This window comes from Sphingomonas sp. (genome assembly GCF_965248875.1).
In the GTDB taxonomy this organism is placed as follows: Bacteria; Pseudomonadota; Alphaproteobacteria; order Sphingomonadales; family Sphingomonadaceae; genus Sphingomonas.
This window is the reverse complement of record NZ_CBDFKR010000005.1, coordinates 90,488-112,529: the sequence shown is the minus strand read 5'-3', so window position 1 is coordinate 112,529 and position 22,042 is coordinate 90,488. Positions and strand designations below refer to the sequence as shown.

20 protein-coding genes are annotated in these 22,042 nt (G+C 69.6%); 19 read left to right on the top strand and 1 reads right to left on the bottom strand.

The window, feature by feature from the left end:
• Positions 1–3 precede the first annotated feature (3 nt).
• Entirely contained in the window at positions 4–1,218 is a 1,215-nt protein-coding gene (locus ACP2AD_RS04320) for an ABC transporter substrate-binding protein (RefSeq protein ID WP_425228856.1), read from the bottom strand.
• Between the two features lie 94 nt (positions 1,219–1,312).
• On the opposite strand from ACP2AD_RS04320, the gene ACP2AD_RS04315 reads away from it, so the two are divergent.
• From ACP2AD_RS04315 to ACP2AD_RS04225, 19 genes are all read left to right on the top strand, one after another.
• Positions 1,313–3,154 (top strand): FAD-dependent oxidoreductase, encoded by a 1,842-nt coding sequence (locus ACP2AD_RS04315; RefSeq protein ID WP_425228855.1) that lies wholly within the window; start codon positions 1,313–1,315, stop codon positions 3,152–3,154.
• Between the two features lie 168 nt (positions 3,155–3,322).
• Entirely contained in the window at positions 3,323–4,489 is a 1,167-nt protein-coding gene (locus ACP2AD_RS04310) for a transporter substrate-binding domain-containing protein (protein ID WP_425228854.1), read from the top strand.
• Positions 4,486–5,142 carry an ANTAR domain-containing response regulator gene (locus ACP2AD_RS04305; protein WP_425228853.1) on the top strand — a complete coding sequence of 219 codons (657 nt, stop codon included), beginning with the start codon at positions 4,486–4,488 and terminating at the stop codon, positions 5,140–5,142. The genes ACP2AD_RS04310 and ACP2AD_RS04305 overlap by 4 nt, the downstream gene beginning before the upstream one ends.
• Positions 5,123–6,358 carry an urea ABC transporter substrate-binding protein gene (locus ACP2AD_RS04300; RefSeq protein ID WP_425228852.1) on the top strand — a complete coding sequence of 412 codons (1,236 nt, stop codon included), beginning with the start codon at positions 5,123–5,125 and terminating at the stop codon, positions 6,356–6,358. Before ACP2AD_RS04305 ends, ACP2AD_RS04300 begins: the two co-directional genes overlap by 20 nt.
• Before the next feature lie 190 nt (positions 6,359–6,548).
• A complete protein-coding gene (locus tag ACP2AD_RS04295) occupies positions 6,549–7,412 on the top strand; it encodes an ABC transporter permease subunit (protein ID WP_425228851.1) in 864 nt (287 codons plus the stop codon).
• Positions 7,409–8,452 carry a branched-chain amino acid ABC transporter permease gene (locus tag ACP2AD_RS04290; protein WP_425228850.1) on the top strand — a complete coding sequence of 348 codons (1,044 nt, stop codon included), beginning with the start codon at positions 7,409–7,411 and terminating at the stop codon, positions 8,450–8,452. The genes ACP2AD_RS04295 and ACP2AD_RS04290 overlap by 4 nt, the downstream gene beginning before the upstream one ends.
• Positions 8,449–9,168 (top strand): ABC transporter ATP-binding protein, encoded by a 720-nt coding sequence (locus ACP2AD_RS04285; protein ID WP_425228849.1) that lies wholly within the window; start codon positions 8,449–8,451, stop codon positions 9,166–9,168. Before ACP2AD_RS04290 ends, ACP2AD_RS04285 begins: the two co-directional genes overlap by 4 nt.
• A complete protein-coding gene (locus ACP2AD_RS04280) occupies positions 9,161–9,871 on the top strand; it encodes an ABC transporter ATP-binding protein (protein WP_425228848.1) in 711 nt (236 codons plus the stop codon). The genes ACP2AD_RS04285 and ACP2AD_RS04280 overlap by 8 nt, the downstream gene beginning before the upstream one ends.
• A 23-nt stretch (positions 9,872–9,894) precedes the next feature.
• Positions 9,895–10,890: an acetamidase/formamidase family protein gene (locus ACP2AD_RS04275; protein ID WP_425228847.1), complete on the top strand. Its 996-nt coding sequence runs from the start codon at positions 9,895–9,897 to the stop codon at positions 10,888–10,890.
• A gap of 1 nt (position 10,891) precedes the next feature.
• Entirely contained in the window at positions 10,892–11,653 is a 762-nt protein-coding gene (locus tag ACP2AD_RS04270) for an SDR family NAD(P)-dependent oxidoreductase (protein ID WP_425228846.1), read from the top strand.
• 209 nt (positions 11,654–11,862) lie between these two features.
• Positions 11,863–12,720 (top strand): branched-chain amino acid ABC transporter permease, encoded by an 858-nt coding sequence (locus ACP2AD_RS04265; RefSeq protein WP_425228845.1) that lies wholly within the window; start codon positions 11,863–11,865, stop codon positions 12,718–12,720.
• Positions 12,721–12,802: 82 nt separating this feature from the next.
• Positions 12,803–13,957, top strand: a complete 1,155-nt coding sequence (locus tag ACP2AD_RS04260; protein WP_425228868.1) for a substrate-binding protein — start codon at positions 12,803–12,805, stop codon at positions 13,955–13,957.
• A complete protein-coding gene (locus ACP2AD_RS04255; protein ID WP_425228844.1) occupies positions 13,951–14,970 on the top strand; it encodes a branched-chain amino acid ABC transporter permease in 1,020 nt (339 codons plus the stop codon). Before ACP2AD_RS04260 ends, ACP2AD_RS04255 begins: the two co-directional genes overlap by 7 nt.
• 2 nt (positions 14,971–14,972) lie before the next feature.
• Positions 14,973–15,707: an ABC transporter ATP-binding protein gene (locus tag ACP2AD_RS04250; protein WP_425228843.1), complete on the top strand. Its 735-nt coding sequence runs from the start codon at positions 14,973–14,975 to the stop codon at positions 15,705–15,707.
• Entirely contained in the window at positions 15,700–16,515 is an 816-nt protein-coding gene (locus ACP2AD_RS04245; protein ID WP_425228842.1) for an ATP-binding cassette domain-containing protein, read from the top strand. Before ACP2AD_RS04250 ends, ACP2AD_RS04245 begins: the two co-directional genes overlap by 8 nt.
• The gene (locus tag ACP2AD_RS04240) at positions 16,476–16,724 is read left to right on the top strand and encodes a FitA-like ribbon-helix-helix domain-containing protein (RefSeq protein WP_425228841.1); all 249 of its coding nucleotides are present in this window, start codon (positions 16,476–16,478) and stop codon (positions 16,722–16,724) included. The genes ACP2AD_RS04245 and ACP2AD_RS04240 overlap by 40 nt, the downstream gene beginning before the upstream one ends.
• A gap of 331 nt (positions 16,725–17,055) precedes the next feature.
• Entirely contained in the window at positions 17,056–18,252 is a 1,197-nt protein-coding gene (locus ACP2AD_RS04235; protein WP_425228840.1) for an ABC transporter substrate-binding protein, read from the top strand.
• A gap of 689 nt (positions 18,253–18,941) precedes the next feature.
• Positions 18,942–20,474, top strand: a complete 1,533-nt coding sequence (locus ACP2AD_RS04230; RefSeq protein WP_425228839.1) for an amidase — start codon at positions 18,942–18,944, stop codon at positions 20,472–20,474.
• Complete coding sequence (locus ACP2AD_RS04225; protein ID WP_425228838.1) at positions 20,471–21,994, top strand: amidase; 1,524 nt, start codon at positions 20,471–20,473, stop codon at positions 21,992–21,994. Before ACP2AD_RS04230 ends, ACP2AD_RS04225 begins: the two co-directional genes overlap by 4 nt.
• Positions 21,995–22,042 lie beyond the last annotated feature (48 nt).

Below are 22,042 nucleotides of genomic sequence, written 5' to 3'. Positions count from 1 at the left end.
CCGTCACGCCTTCCGCAGCAGCGGGCACGCGGACTCTGCGGCCGGGCGCACCGCGTCCTCCGCCCGCACCTCGCGCACCAGTTCCAGGTAGTCCCACGGTCCCTTCGACTGCTCAGGCGTCTTGACCCGGGCCAGGTACATCCCGCGCACCACCCGCCCATCGGCCCGCAGCGACGCGTTGCGGACGAAGATGTTGTCCACCGGCTGCGCCCGCATCTGCTCCATCACCCGGCCGGCGTCTAGGCTGCCCGCCGCCTGCACCGCCCGCAGGTAGTGCAGCACCACGCCATAGGTCCCGGATTGCAGCATCGTCGGCATCTGCCCGGCAGCGGCCAGGTAGCCCTTGGACCACTCCCGCGTCTCCGCGTTCATGTCCCAGTAGTCCGCCGTCGCGAACAGCGTGTTCTGCGTGATCCCCAGCCCGGCGCCGTGCACATCCGTCAGGAACATGCCCAGCGCCGCCATCCGCTGCCCGCCGCGCGCCAGGCCGAACTCCGTCGCCTGCTTCAACGCGTTGGTGCAGTCCTGCCCGGTGTTGCACAGCGCGATCACGTCGGCGCCCGACGCCTTGGCGTCCAGCAGCAGCGCGGCGTAGTCGGTCGTCCCCGCCGGGTGGGTCGCCGACCCCACGACGCGCCCGCCGCCCGCCTGGATGAACGACGTCGCGTCGGCCTGCAGCGACTTGCCGAAGGCATAGTCCACCGTCACGAAGTAGAAGGTCCGCGCCCCCTGCCCCATCAGCGCAGTGGTCACGACCTTGGACGTCGCATAGGTGTCGTAGGTGAACTGCACCGTCCGCGCGTTGCAGCGGGCGTTGGTGATGTCGCTCGACCCCGGGCCGGAGAACAGCGCCAGCCGGTCCCGCTCCGCCGCCAGCGCGCTGACGCCCAAGGCAATGGCGGAGTGCGGGCAGTCGGCCACCGCCTCCACCCCGTCGTCGAACCAGCGGCGGGCGATCTGGATGCCCAGGTCGGGTGTCATCTTGTGGTCGCCGACCAGCACCTCGACCTTGCGCCCGGCGGCGCTGCCTCCGACTTCGCGCACCGCCTGGCTGGCGGCATAGACCGATCCCGGCCCGCCGTTGTCCCGCCCCCAACTCGACATGTCGGTCAGCACGCCGATCCGCAGCGGCGTGCCCTGCGCGCGCACGATGGCCGGCATGGCGAGCGGTGCCGTAGCGGCGAGGCTGACAAGGCTCCGGCGGCTGAGTGCGGCCATGGTGCGGTCCCTCCTGCGGGCCAGCCTCGTATTGCGGGCAGGCGCCAGCCGGACGATATGAACCGGGAGGACGTTCCGCAAGCGAAGAGGCAGCATGGCCCACGAGCAGCCCGACCCATCCTCCGTTACATGCGACGTCCTGGTCGTCGGCTCCGGCGCCGGCGGCCTGTCCGCGGCCGTCACGGCGGCATCCCTCGGCCTGAACGTCGTGGTGGCCGAGAAGGAGCCGGTGTTCGGCGGCACCACCGCACGGTCAGGCGGCTGGCTGTGGATACCGTGCAGCCCGGTGGCGCAGCGGGAGGGCGTCGTGGACAGCCCCGCAGCCGCCCGCACCTACTTGCAGCACGAGGCCGGCAACCACTTCGACGCCGACCGGGTGGACGCTTTCCTGGCGCGGGGGCCGGAGATGGTGGCGTTCATGGAGCGGGAGACGGCGGTCCGCTTCGTGCTCGGACCGGCCTTCGCCGACTACCATCCGGACGCGCCGGGCGGCACTGCAGGCGGGCGCTCGATCTGCGCCGCGCCGTTCGACGCGCGGGAGCTTGGGGCCGAGAAGGACCGGCTGCGCCCGCCGCTGGCCGAGATCACCTTCCTGGGCATGATGATCGGCACGGGGAAGGAGCTGGTCCACTTCTTCAACGTGACGCGGTCCCTGCGCTCGGCGGCGGTGGTGGCCGGGCTGCTGGCGCGGCACGGGCGCGACCTGCTGCTGCACCGCCGCGCGATGCGGCTGACCAACGGCAACGCTTTGGTGGGGCGCCTGGCCAAGTCCGCCTTCGACCGCGGCGTGCCGATCTGGACCTCGTCCCCCGTCACGGAGCTGCTGCGGGACGGCCCGGCCGTCGTGGGTGCCATCGTCGAGCGGGACGGCCGGGCGGTGCGGGTCCATGCCCGGTGCGGCGTCGTGCTGGCCGCCGGCGGTTTCCCGCAAGACATCGCGCGCCGCAAGGCCATGTTCCGCCACGCGCCGACTGGGGCCGAGCACTGGTCCCCCGCGCCGCCGGGCAACACCGGGGACGGGCTGCGTTTGGGCGAGGGCGCCGGAGCGAAGGTCGAGGACCGCTATCCCAACGCCGCCGCCTGGGTGCCGGTGTCGCTCGTGCCTCGGCCCGACGGCAGCGTCGGGCCGTTCCCGCATTTCGTGGACCGGTCGAAGCCCGGCATCATCGCCGTCACCCGCACCGGCACGCGGTTCGTGAACGAGGCCAACTCGTACCACGATTTCATCCAAGCCCTGCTGACGGCCTGCGAAGGTGACCCGGAGCCGTGCGCCTGGTTCCTGTGCGGCCACGCGACGCAGCGGCGCTACGGCCTGGGCTTCGCCAAGCCGTTCCCTGTGCCGTTGAAGCCGGTGATCGACAGCGGCTACCTCCTCCGCGGCGCGACGCTGGAGGAGCTGGCGCGCAAGGCCGGCATTGACCCGGTAGGGCTGGCCCGGACGGTCGCGGAGTACAACGGCCCGGCGGCGCGCGGCGAGGACCCGGCCTTTGGCCGCGGCAGCACCGCCTACAACCGTTCTCTGGGCGACGCGACGGTGACGCCCAACCCCTGCGTCGCACCCATTGGGGCCGGGCCATACTACGCCGTGCGGGTGGTGCCGGGCGACCTAGGGACCTTCGCCGGGCTGCGCGGCGACGCCCATGCGCGGGTGCTGGACGGCGACAGCGCGCCGATCCCGGGGCTGTATGCCGCCGGCAACGACTTCGCCAGCATCATGGGCGGCAACTACCCCGGCGGTGGCATCACGCTCGGCCCGGCCATGACGTTCGGCTACGTCGCGGCGCACCACATGGCGGCACGCGCGGCGGCGGGACAGCAGCCCGGCTATCCCGTTTCGACGGCCTCCGATGCGGCATCCAGGGCCACCACCGCCCTGCCAGCCTGCACCGGGAACAGCGAAGCCCATCCCGTTGGCAACGCCCCGGGACAGGGTTGACCGGACAGCTTCGCCGATACGTACAATCTAGCTTGACATGCGGCGCCGTGCTGGCCCAGCCTAAGGCGAAAGCGCGGGGCAACGATGCCCAGACGGCGCGCTCGACGGGTGAGACACCAGACACCGGCAACGAAGCCACTCGCGGCGAGGCGCTATCCTGCGTCCGTCATGGAGGTTCCGCAACCTGTGTCGCATACCCGCCCCCGCATCGGCGTCCTGCTGTCGTCAACCGGCCCCTACGGCGTGGTCGCCCGCTCGATGCTCAACGGCGTCCTGCTTGCGGCCGACCGGGTCCAGGCGGAAACCGGCCAGCCGCTGGACCTGGCCGCCGTTGACCCCGGGGGGCAGCCGGACCGCTACCCCGCGCTCTGCGACGGCCTGCTGCGGTCCGGCATCCGGCACGTCATCGGCTGCTACACCTCGTCCAGCCGCAAGGACGTCATCCCGCTGTTCGAGAAGCATGACGCCCTGCTGTGGTACTCCTCGCACTACGAGGGGTTCGAGACCTCCACCAACACGATCTATACCGGCGCGGTCCCGAACCAGCACGTCATCCCGCTGATCCGCTACCTGCGGGACCAGGGCCGCACCCGCGCCTTCTGCATCGGCTCCAACTACATCTGGGCCTGGGAGAACAACCGCATCCTGCGCGACGAGCTGGCCCGGCACGGCGGCGCCGTACTCGCCGAGCGCTACGTCCCGGTCGGCGAGACGGACTTCGATGCTCTGATCCAAGCCATCCTGCAGGCGGCGCCGGACGTGGTGTTCAGCACCCTGATCGGCACGTCCTCCTATGCGTTCCTGAACGCCTTCCGGGCCGCGTGCGTGCAACGCGGGGTGGACCAGATCGGGCAGATGCCCGTCGCCAGTTGCAGCCTGTCCGAGCCGGAACTGGAGGCCATCGGCCCGGCCGCCGTCGAGGGGCACATCAGCGCCAGCGTCTATTTCGCCTCCATCGCGTCGCCGGAGAACCTCGCCTTCACCGCCGCCCACCGGCGCCGCTTCCCGGACGGCCCCACGATGTCCGCGGATGCGGAGGCGGCGTATGTAGCGACGCTGCTGCTCGCCCGCGCGCTGGACGCCGCCGGGTCGGACGATGTGGCGGCCGTGCGCAAGGCGGTCCTGGCACAGCGCCTGACGGCGCCGCAGGGGGAGGTCTGGATAGACGAGCAAACCTCGCACGCCTACCTGACGCCGCGGATCGGACGGTCGAACAAGCAGGCGCAGTTCGACATCATCATGGAGGCCCGGGCGCCGCAGCAGCCCGACCCTTACCTGGTATGCAGCTCCAGCCGGCTTGAGGCGGCGCGCGCCAGCCTGCGGCTCGTATCATGACCGCGCCGCGGCTGGTCCAGAACTTCCGCGGCGTCCGCGCCGTCATCGTCGCGGACCCTTGCGCCCAACTTGACAGCCTGGTGACGACCCTCGGGCGGCTGGGCCTGGACGTCCAGCGGCTGCCGCCCGCGGATGCGGACGGGCGCTTCGCCGCCCTGCACGAGGACCGGGACGTCCTGTTCGTGGACGGCGACCTGGCCGACCCGGTGACGGTGCCCATGAGCGCTACCGGCTGCCTGCCCCGGGCGCCGGTGATCGGGCTGGTCGGCATCGAGGCGCCGGGCCGCCTGCGCACCATCATGGGGCTGGGCGCGACGGCGCTGCTGCGCAAGCCCGTGCACACCGCCGCAGTCTATTCCGCCCTCTACCTTTGCGTGAACGAGCACCGGCGCCGGCGCGAGCTGGAGCGGCGCATCGAGCGGCAGGAGATGCGCTTGCAGGGCCGGCGCCACGTCATACGCGCCGCCGTGCAGCTCGCGGTCCGGCACGGGCTGGACGACGACCGCGCCTACGCCGTGCTGCGGCGCGAAAGCATGAGGGCGCGCCAAAGCCTGGAAGCCTACTGCGCATCCTTGGCCGCCGGCGGCTGCCCGGCGCCCAGCCCCGTCAACACCGAACCCCAGGAGGCACACCATGCGGCACTACGCCTTTAACGGCCTGCTTGCGTTGGCGCTGGCCTGCGCCGCCGCCCTCCCCGCCCGGGCGCAAGGCGGCACGCCGATCAAGCTCGGCGTGCTGGAGGACCAGTCCGGGGACTTCGCGCTGGCGACCATCGGCAAGGTACACGGCATCCAGCTTGCAACGGACGAGATCAACGCCAAGGGCGGCATTGCCGGGCGCAAGCTGGAGCTGGTGATCTACGACACCCAGTCGGACAACACCCGCTACCAGGAGTTCATGCGGCGCGTGCTGCAGCGGGATAAGGCCGACGTGGTGTTCGCCGGCTTCTCCAGCGCGTCGCGGGAGGCTTACCGCCCCATCGTGGACCAGCTCGACGGCTTCGTCTTCTACAACAACCAGTACGAGGGCGGCGTGTGCGACGGCCACATGATCGTCACCGGCGCGGTGCCGGAGCAGCAGTTCTCCACCCTGATCCCCTGGATGATGGAGCGGTTCGGCAAGCGCGTTTACACCATCGCCGCCGACTACAACTTCGGCCAGATCTCGGCGGAGTGGGTCCGCAACATCGTCAAGGAGAAGGGCGGCGAGATGGTGGGCGAGGAGTTCATCCCGCTCGGCGTGTCGCAGTTCTCCCAGACCATCCAGAACATCCAGCGCGCCAAGCCCGACATCCTGATGACCCTGCTGGTCGGCACCGCGCAGGCGTCGTACTACGAGCAGGCGGCGTCCGCCGGGCTGCGCGTGCCGATGGGCAGCTCGGTCAACGTCGGCCAGGGCTATGAGCACAAGCGGTTCCGCCCGCCCAGCCTGGCCAACATGTATGTCACCGTGAACTACGTCGAGGAGATAGACACCCCGGCCAGCCGCGACTTCGTGGCGCGCTGGCACGCCAAGTTCCCGTCCGAGCCGTACATCAACCAGGAGGCCGAGAACTCCTACCACGCGGTCTACCTCTACAAGCAGATGGTCGAGCGGGCCGGCTCCACGAAGCGGCCCGACATCCTGAAGGTCATCGCCAAGGGCGACGTCTGCGTGGACGCGCCGGAGGGGAAGGTCTGCATTGACCCGAAAAGCCAGCACGCCTCCCACACGATCTACCTGGCGAAGGTCGGGGACGACCACTCCATCACCTTCCCGACCACCTTCCCCGACATCCAGCCGTACTGGCTGGGCCAGGCCGGCTGCGACCTGACCAAGAACGACCCGAGCGCCCAGTACACCCCGAGCAACCCGCCCCCGAAGCGGTAAGCGCTCCCTGGACACCGTACCTTGATGCCAGCCGCTCTCTACCTCGACCCTTTCCGTCATTGCGAGGAGCGCAGCGACGCGGCAATCCAGGGGCCGCCAGCGCAGTCCTGCCGGCCCCTGGGTTGCCACGCCGCGAGCGGCCCGCGATGACGGCCCGCTTGCGCAAAGGTCAGTGCGGATGGCGGTTGGCATGAGCACGCTGTTCAGCATGGCCTACCAGTTCGGGGACGCCTTCGCGTTCCTGATCCTGGCGGCGGCTGGGCTTGCCGTGGTGTTCGGGATGATGGGTGTCATCAACCTGGCCCACGGCGAGTTCATCATGGCCGGCGCCTATGTCAGCGCGACCGCCGCCAGGACCGGGCTGCCGCTGCCGCTGGCAATCCTGTGCGGCGCCCTGGCCTGCGGCCTGATTGGCGTCGTGCTGGAGCGGCTGGTCATCCGGCATCTGTACGGACGGCCCCTGGACACCATCGTCGCCACCTGGGGCATCAGCCTGATCGCGACCCAGGGCACGCTGATCCTGCTGGGGTCCAGCCTGCCGGGCACCGGCACGCCGCTGGGCGGGTTCACGGTCGGCGCCTACTCCTACTCGGTTTACCGGCTGGTGCTGATGGGCGCGGCGGTGGCGCTGGTGGCGGCGCTGTATGCCGCGTTCCGCTTCACCCGCTTCGGCCTGTGGGCGCGCGCCACCATCCAGGTGCCCGGCATGGCGGAGGCGCTGGGCGTCAACACCCGCCTGGTCTATGCGCTCACCTTCGGGCTGGGCACGGCGCTCGCCGGGCTGACGGGTGGCCTGTATGCGCCGACCATGACGCTGGTTCCGACGATGGGCGCGACCTTCATCGTCGAGGCGTTCGTGACCGTCGTGGTGGGCGGCGCCGACGTGTTCCTTGGCGCGACGCCTGCTGCGGCCGGGCTGGGCGTCGTAAAGGCCGCGATGACGGGATGGCAGGGCCAGTTGGCCGGGCAGATCGCGCTGCTGGTGACGGTGATCCTGACCATCCGGATGCTGCCGCGCGGCATCTCCGGCTGGCTGCAGCAGGAGCGTGCGTGACCCGCCTGCCCCGGCTCGTCGCATCCCTGCAGGGGCCGCAGACGCTGGGGCGCGGCCCGGCGTTCTGGGCCGGGTTCGCCATCGTCGTGCTGCTGGCCGCCGCCTATCCCCTGACCACGGACGGCTACACCGTCGGCAACGTCGCCTACTTCTTCACCTGGTGCTTCATGGCGCTCGGGCTATGCCTGATCTGGGGGTATGGCGGCGCGCTCAGCTTCGGGCAGACCGCGTTCTTCGGCCTGGCCGGCTATGCCTATGGCGTCCTGACCATCAACTTCGGCGCGGGCGGCGGCCTGGGCGTCCTGTCGCTGCTCGCGGCCGTGCTGACAGCCGCGGCCTTGGCGGCAGGCGTAGGCTACTTCCTGTTCTTCGGACGCATCGCCGGGGTGTTCCTGGGCATCGTCACCCTCTCGCTCACCCTGGTGTTCGAGCGGTTCATGGCGCAAACCGCCGGCCCGGAGTGGCGGATCGGCAAGGCCCGGCTGAACGGGTTCAACGGCATGGGCGGGATGCCGGCCCTGACCCTGCCCTGGCCCGGCGGCGACCTGGTGCTGATCCCCGACACCGGCCTGTACTACGCCCTGCTCGTGCTGCTGGTGGCAGTCTATCTCGGCCTGCGCGCACTGGTGAACTCCCGCTTCGGCAACGTCCTGGTCGCCATACGCGAGAACCCGGAGCGGGCGGCGATGCTGGGCTACGACGTGCGCCGCTACCAGTTGGCGGCCTTCGTCGTGGGGTCGGCGCTCGCAGGCCTCAGCGGCGTGCTCTACACCGCATGGGGGCAATACATCACGCCGTCCAGCATGGGCATCACTGCGGCGGCGCTGCCCATCGTGTGGGTGGCGGTCGGCGGACGGTCGGACCTGACGGCGGCGCTGGCGGGCACCCTGGCCGTGCTGGCCGGGTTCCAGGCGTTGACGATCTACGGCAGCCAGTATGCCCTGGTGGCGATGGGCGCGCTGCTGCTGGCCACCGTCCTGCTGGCGCCCGAGGGCGTGTTCGTCGGCCTCGCCCGCCTGGCCCGGCGGCGCACGCCATGACCGCCCTGCTGCGCACCGTCGGCCTCAACAAGCACTTCGGCGGCCTGCACGTCACCGCCGACGTGAACCTGGACGTGCAGCCCGGCGAGGTCCACTGCCTGATCGGCCCGAACGGCGCAGGCAAGAGCACCCTGTTCCGGCTGATCCTGGGGGAGCACGCGCCGTCGTCCGGGCAGGTGCTGTACGCCGGGCAGGACGTGACCCCGCTGCGCCCGCACGAGCGGGTCCGCCGGGGCATGAGCGTGAAGTTCCAGGTGCCTGGCGTGTTCCCCTCGCTCACGGCCCGGCACAACTTGGAAATAGCGTTGCAGCACCACACCGACCGCGGCGCGCTGGCGGCGGAAACGGCCCGGCTGCTGGAGCTGCTCGGGCTGCAGGACGTGGCGGGCCAGCCCGCCGGCGCCCTCAGCCACGGCCAGAAGCAGTGGCTGGAGATCGGCATGGCCATCGCGCTGCAGCCTCGGCTGCTGCTGCTGGACGAGCCGGCCGCCGGGCTATCGCCAGAAGAAACCCATGCGACCGGCGAGTTGGTGCAGTCGCTCAACCGCGCGGGCATGACGGTGCTGGCGGTCGAGCATGACATGGAGTTCGTCCGCCAGGTCGCGCACCGGGTCACGGTGCTGCACCTCGGCCGCATCTTCGCCCAGGGCAGCATGGAGGAGGTGGTCGCCAACGAGCAAGTCGCAGCGATCTACCTTGGTGAGCAGCATGACTGAACCGCTGCTGCACGTCGCGGGGCTGCGGGGCGGCTACGGCGGCAAGCCCGTGCTGCAAGGCGTGGACCTGGCGGTGCAGGCCGGGGAGATCGTCGCCGTGATCGGCCGCAACGGCGTCGGCAAGACCACGCTGCTGCGGACCCTGATGGGCCTGCTGCCCGCCAGCGCCGGCACGGTCCGCCTGCGCGGCGCGGACCTGGGCCGGCTTGCGGCGCACCGGCGGGCGCGGCTCGGCATCGGCTACGTGCCGCAGGGGCGCGACGTGTTCCCGCGCATGACGGTGGAGGAGAACCTGCGCGTCGGCGAACGCATCCGCGGCGGCGCGGCGCCGGAGGACTATGCCGCCGTCTATGACCTGTTCCCGATCCTGCGGGAGCGGCGCAGCCAGCGCGCCGGCACCCTGTCGGGCGGACAGCAGCAGCAGCTTGCCATCGGCCGGGTCCTGGTAGGCCGCCCGGACCTGATCCTGCTGGACGAGCCGTCGGAGGGCATCCAGCCCAACATCGTGCAGGAGATCGGGCGCATCGCCGTGTCGCTGAACCGGCGCACCGGCGTGACGGTCGTGCTGGTGGAGCAGAACCTGGACCTGATCCGGGCGACTGCCGGCCGCTGCTACGTGATGGACAAGGGCCGGATCACGGCGGAGCTGGCGCCGGACGCCCTGGCGGACCGCGCGACCGTGCGCCGGCACCTTGCAGTCTAGGAACAACAAAGGGGGGACGTGCCATGGCCTGGACCGAGCACAGCATCATGGCCCGGCGCGGCGTCGCCAAGGGCCAGCCCGGCAAGCAGCACAGCATCACGGAAGCGAGCCAAGGCCGCTACCACTACGTCTATGGCCCCTACGCCGCCCCCGTCCTGCATGTGGAGCCGGGCGCCATCATCAGCGCCGAAACCCACGACGCCTTCGAGGGCCGCATCACCAGCGAGAGCGACCGGCCCAGCGAGATCCTGAACTTCCCCTTCCTGAACCCGCAGAACGGCCCGATCCACGTTCATGGCGCGGAGAAGGGCGACGCCCTGGCCGTCCACATCCGCTCCATCGCGCCCCGCGGCCCGCAGCCCTGCGGCACCACCTGCATGATCCGCGAGTTCGGCGGCCTGGTGGCGACCGGCGCCACCGCCCTGCTGAACCAGCCGCTGCCGGAGAAGGTCCGCAAGCTGCACGTCACCCAGGACGGCGTGCGCTGGAATGACCGCATCACTCTGCCCTACCAGCCCTTCATCGGCACCATCGGCACCTCGCCGGAGATCGAGGCGATCTCCTCCCTTGTGCCGGACTACTACGGCGGCAACATGGACCTGCCGGACGTGGGGGTGGGAGCCATCATCTACCTGCCGGTCAACGCCCCGGGCGGGCTGCTCTACCTCGGTGATTGCCACGCCGCCCAAGGCGACGGCGAGCTGTGCGGCGTAGCCGTCGAGCACCCGACGGTGACCACCGTGCAGGTGGACCTCATCAAGGGCTGGACCCTGGCCTGGCCGCGGCTGGAGACGGAGACGATGCTGATGTGCATCGGCTCCGCCCGTCCGATGGAGGACGCGGTCCGCATCGCCTACCGCGAGCTGATCCGCTGGATGGTGGCCGAATACGGGTTCGAGGAATCCGACGCCTACCTGCTGCTGACGCAGTGCGGGCGGGTGCGGCTGGGGAACATGGTGGACCCGAAATACACCCTGGGCGCGTCGGTGCTGAAATCCATCGCCGGGGAGGCGCGCTGACATGGACCTGGGACTGAAGGGCGGCCGCGCCCTGGTGACGGGCGGGACCAAGGGCATCGGACGCGCCATCGCCGACTGCTTCGCCGGGGAAGGCGCGGCCGTTGCGATCTGCGCCCGCAACCCCGCGGAGGTGACGGAGGCGGTGGCCGCCCTGCGCGGCACGGGCATGGCGGCGTTCGGCCAGGCGCTGGACGTGTCGGATGGCCTGGCGCTGCAGGGCTTCGTAACCGCCGCTGCCGAGGCGCTGGGCGGGCTGGACATGATCGTCTCCAACGTCAGCGCCCTGGCGATCAGCGGCGACGAGGCGGCGTGGCGCGCAGGGTTCGAGACCGACCTGCTGGGCGCCGTGCGCTTGGTGGAAGCGGCGATGCCGCACCTGGAGCGGTCGGACGCCGCCTCCATCACCTTCATCTCCAGTGTATCCGGCCGCGAGATAGATTTCGCCGCCGGGCCATACGGGGCGATGAAGGCGGCGTTGATCCACTACGCGCAGGGCTTGGCGTTCCAGTTGGCCGGCAAAGGCATCCGGGCCAACACGGTTTCCCCTGGCAACACCTACTTTCCAGGGGGCGTGTGGGAACGGATCGAGACGGGAAACCCCGACCTGTTCGCGAAGGCGATGGCGCTGAACCCCACGGGACGGATGGGCCGTCCGGAGGAGATGGCACGCCCGACCGTGTTCCTCGCCAGCCCGGCGGCGAGCTTCGTCACCGGCACCAACCTGGTCGTGGACGGCGCGCTGACGCGCGGGGTGCAGTTGTGATGGCACTTGTATCCAACTCCGGACGGTGTGCCCGTCCCGCACCCGTCATTGCGAGGAGCGCAGCGACGCGGCAATCCAGGGGCCACCAGGACAGTGCTGTCGGCCCCTGGATTGCCGTGCCGCAAGGGCGGCTCGCAATGACGGCAGCAGTCAGCGCAGGGGTGTGCCGCCCTGCCCTGCCCTACTTCCCCCAACCCGCCGCCTAGCGCATGGGTCCGGCGCTCAACCTGGCCTTCGACCTGCTCGCCTTCACCAGCATCATGGTGCTGGTCGTGATGGGCCTAGGCGTCATCGCCAGCATGATGGGCGTGTTCAACTTCGCCCATGGCGAGTTCCTGCTGCTGGGCGCCTATACCGTTTGGCGGGCGCAGGAGGCCGGGTTGCCGGTATGGCTCGGCATCGTCGCGGCGCCCTTCGCCGTGGCCCTGGTGGGACTGGTGATCGAGCAGGCCATCGTCCGCCGCTTCTACGCCGCGCCCATCGTCGGCATGTTGGGCACCTACGCCATCGGCCTCGTGCTGCGCGAGCTGATCCGCGGCCTGACGGGCGGGCAGTTCCACTCGGTGCAGGAACCCATTTCCGGCTCCTTCGCCATCGGCGGCCTGAGCATCCCGGCCTGGCGGCTGGTCATCATCGTGGTCATGCTGGCGGTCGTGGGGTCATGCTGGTTCCTGCTGGCGCGCACGACGCTCGGCCTGCAAGTGCGGGCGGCGCTGGAGAACCCGGCGCTCGCGCGGGCCTCCGGCATGTCCACGCGGCGGCTGTATGCCATGACGTTCGCGTTCGGCGCCGGGCTGGCGGGCTTGGCCGGGGCGCTGGTGGTGCCGCTGTTCTCGTTGTTCGCCGACCTGGGCCTGCGCTTCCTGGTGCAGGGCTTCCTGTCGGTGATGCTGGGCGGCCTCGGCTCGTTCGAGGGGCCGGTGGCGGGCGGGGCGGTCGTGGGACTGCTCAGCGCCGGGCTGCCCTGGGCGGTGCCGCCGGTGCTGGCTGACGTGCTGGTGTTCGTGATCGCGCTGGTGGCGATCAAGCTGCGCCCGCAAGGGATCATCAACAGAGGGGGACGCTAGGCATGGCCGACGATCTACAGAGCGAGGCGGCCGGGTTCGACCGGCGCGGCTTCCTGCGCGGGCTGCGCGCAGGGATGGGCACCTGGGTGGCGGCCGGGACCGGCGCCTGGGTGCTGCGGCCAAGCGATGGGCGCACGCCGCCGCCGGGCCGATCAAGATCGGCATCGCCACCGACATCACCGGCGCCATTGGCTACGCCGGCAACTCCTGCTGGCAAACCGCGCAGCTCGTCGCCGAGGAGATCAACGCCGCCGGCGGCATCGCGGGCCGCCCGGTCGAGCTGCACCTGGAGGACACCGCCAGCAACGAGACGACGGCGGTCGCCAACGTCCGCCGCCTGATCCAGCGGGAGAAGGTGGACGTGGTGTTCGGCGGCATCACCAGCTCCATGCGCCAGGCGATCAAGGACCCGATCGTGACGCGCGGGCGGACGCTTTACGTGTATCCGCAGCTCTACGAGGGCCAGGAATGCACGCCGTTCCTGTTCAACACCGGGCCAACGCCGGCGCAGCAGTGCGACACCTTCATCCCCTGGCTGGTCAAGCAGGGCGCCAAGCGGTTCTGCCTGCCATCCGCCAACTATGTCTGGCCGCGGCTGCTGAACAAGTATGCGCGCAAGGTGATCGAGGCCAACGGCGGCGAGGTGATCTTCGAGGAATACTACCCGATTGACCAGATCGAGTACTCCTCCACCGTGTCCCGCATCAACAGCGAGAAGGTGGATTGCGTCTTCAACACGGTCATCCCGCCGGGCGTGGGGCCGTTCTTCAAGCAGCTTTACACCGCGGGATTTTTGAACCGCGGCGGGCGGCTGGCGTGCGTTTACTATGACGAGAACCTGCTGAACGTGAACCAGCCGCAGGAGATGGAGGGGCTGGCGACCTGCCTCGACTTCTTCCAGGCGTTGGACGACCCCTTCGACAAGGCGCTGGTCGCCAAGTACAACGCCCGCTTCCCCAGCAGCCAGTACCGCTTCGTCGCCGGCAGCGCAGCCACCGGCATGTGGCGCGGCCTGAAGCTGTACGAGCAGGCGGTGAAGGCCACCAACGGCGACACCGCGCGGGAGGCCGTCGCCAAGGCCTACGACAGCGCCAAGATCGCCGAGGGACCCGGCGGCGGCGCGGCCATGGTGCCCGGCAAGTATCATTGCAGCATGAACATGTATATCGCCGTCGCCAAGAACGGCGCCTACCAGGTCCTGGAGAAGTTCGACCAGATGGACCCGAAGGAGTGCTAGACGCCAGCCCGGCCATCGCCGCACCCGTCCGGCGCCCGCGCCTGGCCGTGCTGCCGGCGCTGGAGTTGGCCGGGCTGGCTGTCCTGCTGCTGCTGCCGCTCCGGCTGGAGTCGTTCGGCCTGGCCTTCGTCACCCGGGCGATGATCCTGTCGCTGCTGGCCATCAGCTTCGACCTGGTGTGGGGCTATGCCGGCATCCTCAGCTTCGGCCAGGCGCTGTTCTTCGGCGTCGGCGCCTACGGGGTGGCGCTGCTGGGGCGGGACCTCGGCTGGATGCAGGCGGTAGTCACGCTGCCGCTGGCCGCGCTGGCGGGCGGGATCGTGGCGCTGCTGCTGGCCTGGTTCCTGCTGCTGGGGCGTCGCCCGCCGAGCGTGATCTTCGTGTCGCTCGGCACGCTGACCGGGTCCTATGCGGCGGAGCGGCTGGTGAACGCGTCGGCCTACCTGGGCGGGCGCAACGGCATCTCCGGCGTGCCGGTGCTGCAGATCGGCAATTTCGAGGTGCTGGAGGGCGCGCCATTCTACGGCCTGGCGCTGGCGTTGCTGGTCCTGGTCTATGCCGCCAGCCGGCTTGTCGTGCGGTCGCAGCTTGGGCTGGTGCTGGCGGGCGTGCGGGACGAGGAGCGGCGGCTGCTGTTCCTCGGCTACCGCGTGCCGTTGTTCAAGGCGCTGATCTTCACCTTCGCCGGGGGAGTCGCCGGGCTGGCGGGCGGGATGTACGCCTACCACGAGGGTTACGCCGGGCCGGTCAGCCTGGGAATGCAGCTTTCGACGCAGGCGGTGCTGTATGTCCTGTTCGGCGGCACCGGGACGCTGGCCGGGGCGGTGCTGGGGGCGTTCGTGATCGAGACGCTCAGCCTCGTGCTGTCCGACGCGTCGCCGAAGTTCTGGCCGGTCATCCTGGGGCTGCTGCTGCTGGGCGTCATCGTGTTCCAGCGCACGGGACTGCTGGGCCTGGTGGTGCCGGAGCGCGAGCGCGTCGGGCGGTTCGGCCGCCCACCGCGGGCGCGCTGAGGGTGGCGCTGCTCGACATCCAGGGCGTCGGCAAGCGGTTCGGCGCGTTGCAGGCGCTGGAGGGCGTGGACGTGTCCGTGTCCGAGGGCAGCTTCCACGGCCTGATCGGCCCCAACGGGTCGGGCAAGAGCACGCTGCTGAAGGCCATCGCCGGGGAGCACCTGCCGGACGCCGGGCGCATCGGCTTCCGCGGCCAGGACATCACCCTCGCCGGCCCGGCGGAGCGGGCGCGGGCCGGGCTTTCCCTGAAATTCCAGATCACCGCGGTGCTGCGGTCCCTGACCGTGTATGACAACCTGCTGCTGGCGTTGCAGGCGGCGTCCGGCGTCGGCCCGCTGCTGTTCTCCCGCACCCGCCGGGGCCTGCACGGGCCGGTGATGGAGCAGCTTGACGCCTTCCGCCTGGCGGACCGGGCGGAGGACGTGGCCGGCGTCTTGAGCCACGGGCAGCAGCAGTGGCTGGAGATCGCGATGGCCCTGGCCGCCCGCCCCAAGCTGCTGCTGCTGGACGAGCCGACCGGGGGCATGAGTCCGGAGGAGCGCCGGGCCACCGGCGAGCTGCTGCAGCCGATCCGCGGCCACTGTGCACTGGTGATCGTCGAGCACGACCTGGACTTCATCAAGGATCTTTGCGACGTGCTGACGGTGCTGGACGGCGGCCGGGTGCTGGACCACGGCACCGTCGCGGAAATCGAGCAGTCGGCGCGCGTGCAGGAGGTCTATACCCGCCGTGCCTGACCCCAACATCCTCGACGTGCAGGACCTGCAATCCGGATACGGGCGCAGCCAGGTGCTGTTCGGCGTTTCCCTGCTGGTGCCCCGGCAGGGGGCGCTGGCGGTGTTGGGCCGCAACGGCGCGGGCAAGACGACGCTGCTGCGGACGATCATGGGGGAGCTGCCAGCAACCGAAGGCCGGGTGTTCCTGGACGGCGCGGAGGTCACGGCGGCGCCGACCGAGCGCCGGGTGCGCGCCGGCGTCGGCTATGTCCCGCAGGAGCAGGCGGTGTTCGCCCGGCTGACGGTGCGGGAGAACCTGGAGGTCGGCGCGGTCTCCGCCGGGCGGGGACGGCGGGATCTGGACCGGGCGCTGTCGGCCTTTCCCAAGCTGGGGCAGCGGTTGGCTCAGGTGGCGGGCACGCTGTCGGGCGGGGAGCGCAAGATGCTGGCCATCGGCCGCGCCCTGCTGGGCGAGCCGCGCCTGCTGCTGCTGGACGAGCCGACGGAGGGGGGTGTGGATCGGGGTGATCGAGGAGATCGCCGACCGGCTGGTGGCGCTGTCGGCGGAGATCGGGGTGATCCTGGTGGAGCAGCACCTGGACCTGGCGCTGCGCGTGGGCGGGCGGGCCTGCGTGATGGACCGGGGGACCGTTGCGCTGGAAGGGGGCGAGCGCGGCGGTGCGGGATGATCCTCGGCTGCTGCGGTATTTGGCGCCGTAAGGGCTGCCCACACTGTCCGAACCCGGCGCCCGGTGCATATACTGCACCCGCTAAGGACGAGGCAGAACCGTGGCGAGCACCACCATCGCTGACCTGGACGACGTGCTGACATCCCGCCTTGAATCCCTGGCGGCCGTTCATGGCCGCTCAGTGGAGGACGAGGCGCGCGACATCCTCCATGCCGCACTCAACCGTGAGCCGCCACGCAAGGGCGGACTGGTTGAGTCCATCCGCGCCAAGATCGCGCCGCTGGGTGGAGTGGAGCTGCCCCACATCCCCCGTGAGCCGATGCGTGAGCCGCCGTTCCAGGACGAATGACCCTTTTGGACACCAACGTCTTGTCCGAGGTGCTACGCCCCCTGCCGGACATCCGCGTTGAGAGATGGCTGGACAGCCAGCCGGACGCGAGCTTGTTCACCTGCGCCATCACCGAAGCGGAACTGTGGCTTGGCGTTGGCTGCTGCGACTTAAGCTTCCGGCAAGGGCAGCGTGTTCTGCCACTACCCGGGAGTCGTCCGCTACTTTGGCCGCCTACAACGCCAACAACATGCGAGGTTTATTGTCGGACATACGATTTTCATTGTGATCCCAGACTAAAAGGTTGACGTTCGACGGAACGACACCGGGCGTCTGGGGATGGAAGCACATCATGCAGAACGCGACCACGGCAGCTTCCCAACGGATCGTCATAGCGGCCAGCGAGCCAGGACGCATCCCAATCACCCGGCGCGCTGCGATCCTCGCAACCTGCTCCGCGCTCGCCTTCCCTGAGGTCGCCGGGGCAACCGAGACAATCAAGATCGGCCAAATGGCCCCGCTCACTGGCCCCGCGGCGGAGGCTGGCCTGCGCCAAGTCAATGGCGCGAAGCAGGCGGCCGAGGCGGTCAATGCCGCAGGCGGCGTCCTCGGCCATATGATCGAGTTGTTCGTGGAGGACGATCAGAGCACCAACCCGGGTGGCGTCCTGGCCTTCTCGCGCCTGGCTGCACGCGGTGATCTCGTGGGCTTCTTGGCCTCGCAACGTTCTACGTTGCTGCATGCGATTGCGCCCGACGTCCAGAAGGTGGCCAAGCCGACCATCATGGCCGGCACTGACCCCATGCTGACCCGCCTGGGCTACCGCTGGATGTTCCGTGTGCGGCCGAGCGACCGCTACTCGGCCCGGGTGATTGCCGATTTTGGCACAACGACGCTGAACAAGCAAAAGTGGGCAATCATTCATTCCACGGATGCGTTTGGCGTCAGTGCCGTGCGCACGCTGGCCGACGCACTGGACAGGCTCGGTGCAAAGCCCGTGCTGATGCAAGGTTACACCAACCAGCAGCCGGATTTCACGCCAACTGTTTTGGCGATCAAGCAATCGGGCGCCGATGTCATTTGCACCTATTTTACGTTCGAGAACGACCTTGCGCTATTTGCACGCCAGTTGCGCCAGCTCGGTGTCAGCGCCGCTTGGATCGGCTCGCCCACGATCACTTTCACTACGACGCTCAAGCTGGCTGGCAACGCGCTGCACGGTACCTACGGTGTCACCGACTTCGCAGCCGACGCGAACTCGGAAGCTCGCAGCTTCGCCGACCGCTTCGAGCAGCTCTACAAGGAGAAGCCTGACGTGGGTGCCGCTTGGACCTACGACGGGCTGCTGGTTCTCGCCAGTGCGATCAATCAAGCCGGGAGCACCGACCCCGAGAAGGTTCGAAGTGCGGTCCTCGCAATCCGAGGCTTCAAAGGGGTTGAGGGCGAGTACAGGTTTGACGAAAACGGCGACGGCCTACATGGATACAACATCGTCAGGAACGAGAACGGCCGCATCCTCTTCGACCGGCATATTGAATTCACCGACTGAACCAGAAGCCGACCTGAAGGCCGTGCAGCCAGCCACGGAGGAACACGGCATGGATCCTGACCCCATTCCAGTTTGCTAAACCACAGAGTCCTACGCCACAGTCGCCGTTAATCTCTCTTGTTATTGAGAACAGTAGGCCACACTCGCCACGAGCAAATCCGGTTGGGGGCGATTGTGAGCACAACCAGCTGTTTGCAAGCACGAACCCGAATGATTGCGAGCGCCTATGTAAAGAGGTTGCCCTGCCTCGTGTTATCGCTCCTAGTCAAAGGGATGGCGGCCCGGCGCGGGACGACGGCGTAGAACACTTGCACCGGACGGCCACCGACCTCGCTCACAATTCGCGCATATGGCTGTGCCGGAAGCCGCTGATCCTGCTGAAGCGTGGAAACGACAGGTTGGGGCGACGTCGCTCCAGCAAGCCGATTGAGGCGGTCACGCTGGTGCGCTCGTCCTCACTCAGCGTGTCCCGCTAGGCGCCAAACTCGTTCGTGCACTCAGTTTGGTCTGCCACTCCCGACGAATATGCCCTCTGGAACAACATCAACCATGGGCGCACATCGTCCGACCGATAACCCGCTTGGGGTAAGTTCAGGTTACGTGCAAACCTGGCCGCGAGGGACCACTCGGCGCGGCATTCATCATCGCAGGCCGCCACACACCGCCACCCATCACCAGGAGAACCAGGCATGACGACGCTCACGGTCAAGACGCCCACCCTCGACGAGATGCGCGACGTCGCCTCGGAACTGGGCTTCGCCAACATGAGCGACGCCGACCTGCTGCTGCACCTCAAGATGCTGGAAGGCGGGTTCCAGGCCTACAACCTGGTTGACCAGATGCCGGACGAGCTGCCGGAGGTTCGCTACCCCCGCACGCCGGGCCGCCGGCCCGCGCCGGAGGACAACCCGCACGGCGCCTGGTACGTGAAAGGCAGCATCAAAGGCGCCGCGGACGGTCCGCTCAAGGGCAAGGCGGTCGCCATCAAGGACAACATCTGCGTCGCGGGGATGCCGATGATGAATGGCGCCTCCACGCTGGAGGGCTACGTGCCCGATGTGGACGCGACGGTGGTGACGCGCATTCTGGACGCGGGCGGCACCATAGCGGGCAAGACGGTGTGCGAGTACTTCTGCTTCTCCGGCGGCAGCCACACCAGCAGCAGCGGACCCGTGCACAACCCGCACCGGCACGGATACTCGGCCGGCGGGTCGTCGTCCGGCAGCGCCGCGGCGGTCGCGGCGGGCGACGTGCCGATGGCTCTGGGCGGCGACCAGGGCGGCTCAATCCGGATGCCGGCCTCGTTCTGCGGCATCTACGGCATGAAGCCGACGCACGGCCTGGTGCCCTACACCGGCATCATGCCCATCGAGCTGACGATAGACCACACCGGCCCGATGACCGCGACGGTCGCCGACAACGCCCTGCTGCTGGAGGTGCTGGCCGGCCCCGACGGGCTGGACCCCCGGCAGTACGGCGCCGCGTCGAAGCCCTACCGGGAGGCACTGGGCAAGGGCGCCGCCGGGCTGCGGATCGGGGTAGTGAAGGAAGGCTTCGGCTGGCCGCAGAGCATGGCGGCGTCGGACGGGATCGTGCGACAGGCCGCCGAACGGTTCCGCGGCCTGGGCACGGCCGTGGAGGACGTGAGCATCCCCATGCACTTGCTCGGCAGCGCCATCTGGCTGCCGGTCGCGGCGGAGGGCGCGACGGTGCAGATGATGCACGGCAACGGCTTCGGCTTCAATTGGCAGGGGCTTTACGTCACCAGCCTGCTGGACGCCCACAGCGCCTGGCGCACCCGGGCGGACGAACTGTCGGACAGCCTCAAGAATACCATGCTGCTCGGCCACTACATGACCACGCGCTACCGCGGGCACTACTACGCCAAGGCGCAGAACCTGGTGCGCCGGCTGCGCGCCGCCTACGACGACGCTCTCGCCCGCTACGACCTGCTGCTGATGCCAACCCTGCCGATGACGGCGTCCAAGCTGCCGGCGCCGGACGCCCCGGTGGACGAGGTGATCACCCGCGCCTTCGAGGTCCTGCCCAACACCGCCCCCTTCGACTGCACCCACCATCCCGCCATGAGCCTGCCCTGCGGCACCGTAGACGGCCTGCCGGTCGGGATGATGCTGGTGGGCGCGATGTTTGCGGAGGAGACGATCTACCAAGCCGCCGCGGCCTTCGAGGGCGGGATGGACTGGAAGGGGATCATGGCGTGACGGATGTCGTGGAGCTGACCGTCGAAGGCGCGCAGGCCGCCTTTGCCGCCGGCGTCACGTCGGAGGTGCTGACCCAGGCGTTCCTGGACCGCATCGCCCAGTACAACCCGGCATACAACGCCATCATCTTCCTGAATCCCGATGCGCTGGCCGACGCCCGGGCGATTGACCGCCGCCGCGCAGCCGGGGAGGCGCTGGGGCCGCTGGCCGGCATCCCCGTCGTGGTGAAGGACCCGATGGACATGGTGGGCTTCCCCACCACAGCCGGCTGGTCCCTGCTTCATAGCAAGTCTGGCGGGGTGGACCTGATGCCCGGCACGGACTCGCCCGTCGTCGCCCGGATGCGGGCTGCCGGGACGGTGATCCTGGGCAAGACCAACGTCCCCGTGCTGAGCCACACCGGCAGCCACGCCAACGACAGTTGGGCCGGGCCGACCTACAACGCCGCCGGCCGCGATTTCCTGCCCGGCGGCAGCAGCGCCGGCACCGCCACCGCCGTCGCCGCCAGCCTGGCCGTCCTGGGCCTGGCGGAGGAAACCGGCGGCTCCATCCAGAACCCGGCGTCCGCCCAGGCGCTGGTCGGGATCAAGCCGACCTTCGCGCTGGTGCCGAACGCCGGGGTGATGCCGCTGTCGGCCAACCGGGACGTGGTGGGGCCGATCGCGCGTTGCGTCCGCGACGCGGCGCTGACGCTGGACGTGCTGGCGGGCTACACGGCGGAGGACCCGAAGACGGTCGCGGGGATCGGGCATCGGCCCAAGCGGGGCTACGCGTCCCGCCTGCACCCGGACGCGCTGCGCGGCAAGCGCCTTGGGCTGTATGGCCCGGGCTGGCGCAACATGCCGCTGTCGGCGGAGGCGGCGGAGCTGTACGCCTGCGCCCAGCGGGAGCTGCGCGATTTGGGCGCAGAGTTGGTGGAGGACCCCTTTGCCGGCTCGGGTTTTGCGGAGCTGCGCCGGGCCACGCCACCCTTGCTGGAGTTCGACGCGCGGGGACTGGAATCCGTGCCGTACGACCTGCAGAAGTACCTGGAGCGCCTTGGGCCGGACGCCGCGCTGCGCAGCTTCGCCGAGTTTGCGGCGGCCACGGCCAAGGGGGACGCCTTCGGCCCGAACAGCGTACTCGGCTTCATGCACAACCTGCCGCAGTTCGGCCCCTGCCTGGCCGACCCGGCGCGACCGCCGGACCTGTCGGACTTCACCGCGGTGAAGGAGGCCTACCTCGAAACCTTCGGCGCCGTGTTCAACCGGGAACGGCTGGACGCGCTGGTGTTCCCGCAAATGCGCGACCAGCTTCCACCCCTGCACGGACCCGATACGATCCACGAAACCACGGTCGGCGAGATCAACATCGCCGGGCTGCCCGGCGTCACGGTCCCGGCCGGCTACTACGCCTCCAGCGCGCCGTTCTGCCTCATCTTCGTGGGGCGGATGTGGAGCGAGGCGGACCTGCTCGCCTGCGCCTACGCCTATGAGCAAGCCACCAGGCACCGCCGGACGCCTGACCTCAGCATGTCCTGAACCCTTCCGTCGTTGCGATAAGCGCGGCAATGGGGCCACCCGGGGGCT

Excerpts from the sequence above, each read along its gene's own strand:
- ACP2AD_RS04320 (WP_425228856.1), bottom strand. The coding sequence starts at position 1,218 with ATGGCCGCACTCAGCCGCCGGAGCCTTGTCAGCCTCGCCGCTACGGCA.
- ACP2AD_RS04315 (WP_425228855.1), top strand. The coding sequence starts at position 1,313 with ATGGCCCACGAGCAGCCCGACCCATCCTCCGTTACATGCGACGTCCTG.
- ACP2AD_RS04310 (WP_425228854.1), top strand. The coding sequence starts at position 3,323 with ATGGAGGTTCCGCAACCTGTGTCGCATACCCGCCCCCGCATCGGCGTC.
- ACP2AD_RS04305 (WP_425228853.1), top strand. The coding sequence starts at position 4,486 with ATGACCGCGCCGCGGCTGGTCCAGAACTTCCGCGGCGTCCGCGCCGTC.
- ACP2AD_RS04300 (WP_425228852.1), top strand. The coding sequence starts at position 5,123 with ATGCGGCACTACGCCTTTAACGGCCTGCTTGCGTTGGCGCTGGCCTGC.
- ACP2AD_RS04295 (WP_425228851.1), top strand. The coding sequence starts at position 6,549 with ATGAGCACGCTGTTCAGCATGGCCTACCAGTTCGGGGACGCCTTCGCG.
- ACP2AD_RS04285 (WP_425228849.1), top strand. The coding sequence starts at position 8,449 with ATGACCGCCCTGCTGCGCACCGTCGGCCTCAACAAGCACTTCGGCGGC.
- ACP2AD_RS04280 (WP_425228848.1), top strand. The coding sequence starts at position 9,161 with ATGACTGAACCGCTGCTGCACGTCGCGGGGCTGCGGGGCGGCTACGGC.
- ACP2AD_RS04275 (WP_425228847.1), top strand. The coding sequence starts at position 9,895 with ATGGCCTGGACCGAGCACAGCATCATGGCCCGGCGCGGCGTCGCCAAG.
- ACP2AD_RS04270 (WP_425228846.1), top strand. The coding sequence starts at position 10,892 with ATGGACCTGGGACTGAAGGGCGGCCGCGCCCTGGTGACGGGCGGGACC.
- ACP2AD_RS04265 (WP_425228845.1), top strand. The coding sequence starts at position 11,863 with ATGGGTCCGGCGCTCAACCTGGCCTTCGACCTGCTCGCCTTCACCAGC.
- ACP2AD_RS04235 (WP_425228840.1), top strand. The coding sequence starts at position 17,056 with ATGCAGAACGCGACCACGGCAGCTTCCCAACGGATCGTCATAGCGGCC.
- ACP2AD_RS04230 (WP_425228839.1), top strand. The coding sequence starts at position 18,942 with ATGACGACGCTCACGGTCAAGACGCCCACCCTCGACGAGATGCGCGAC.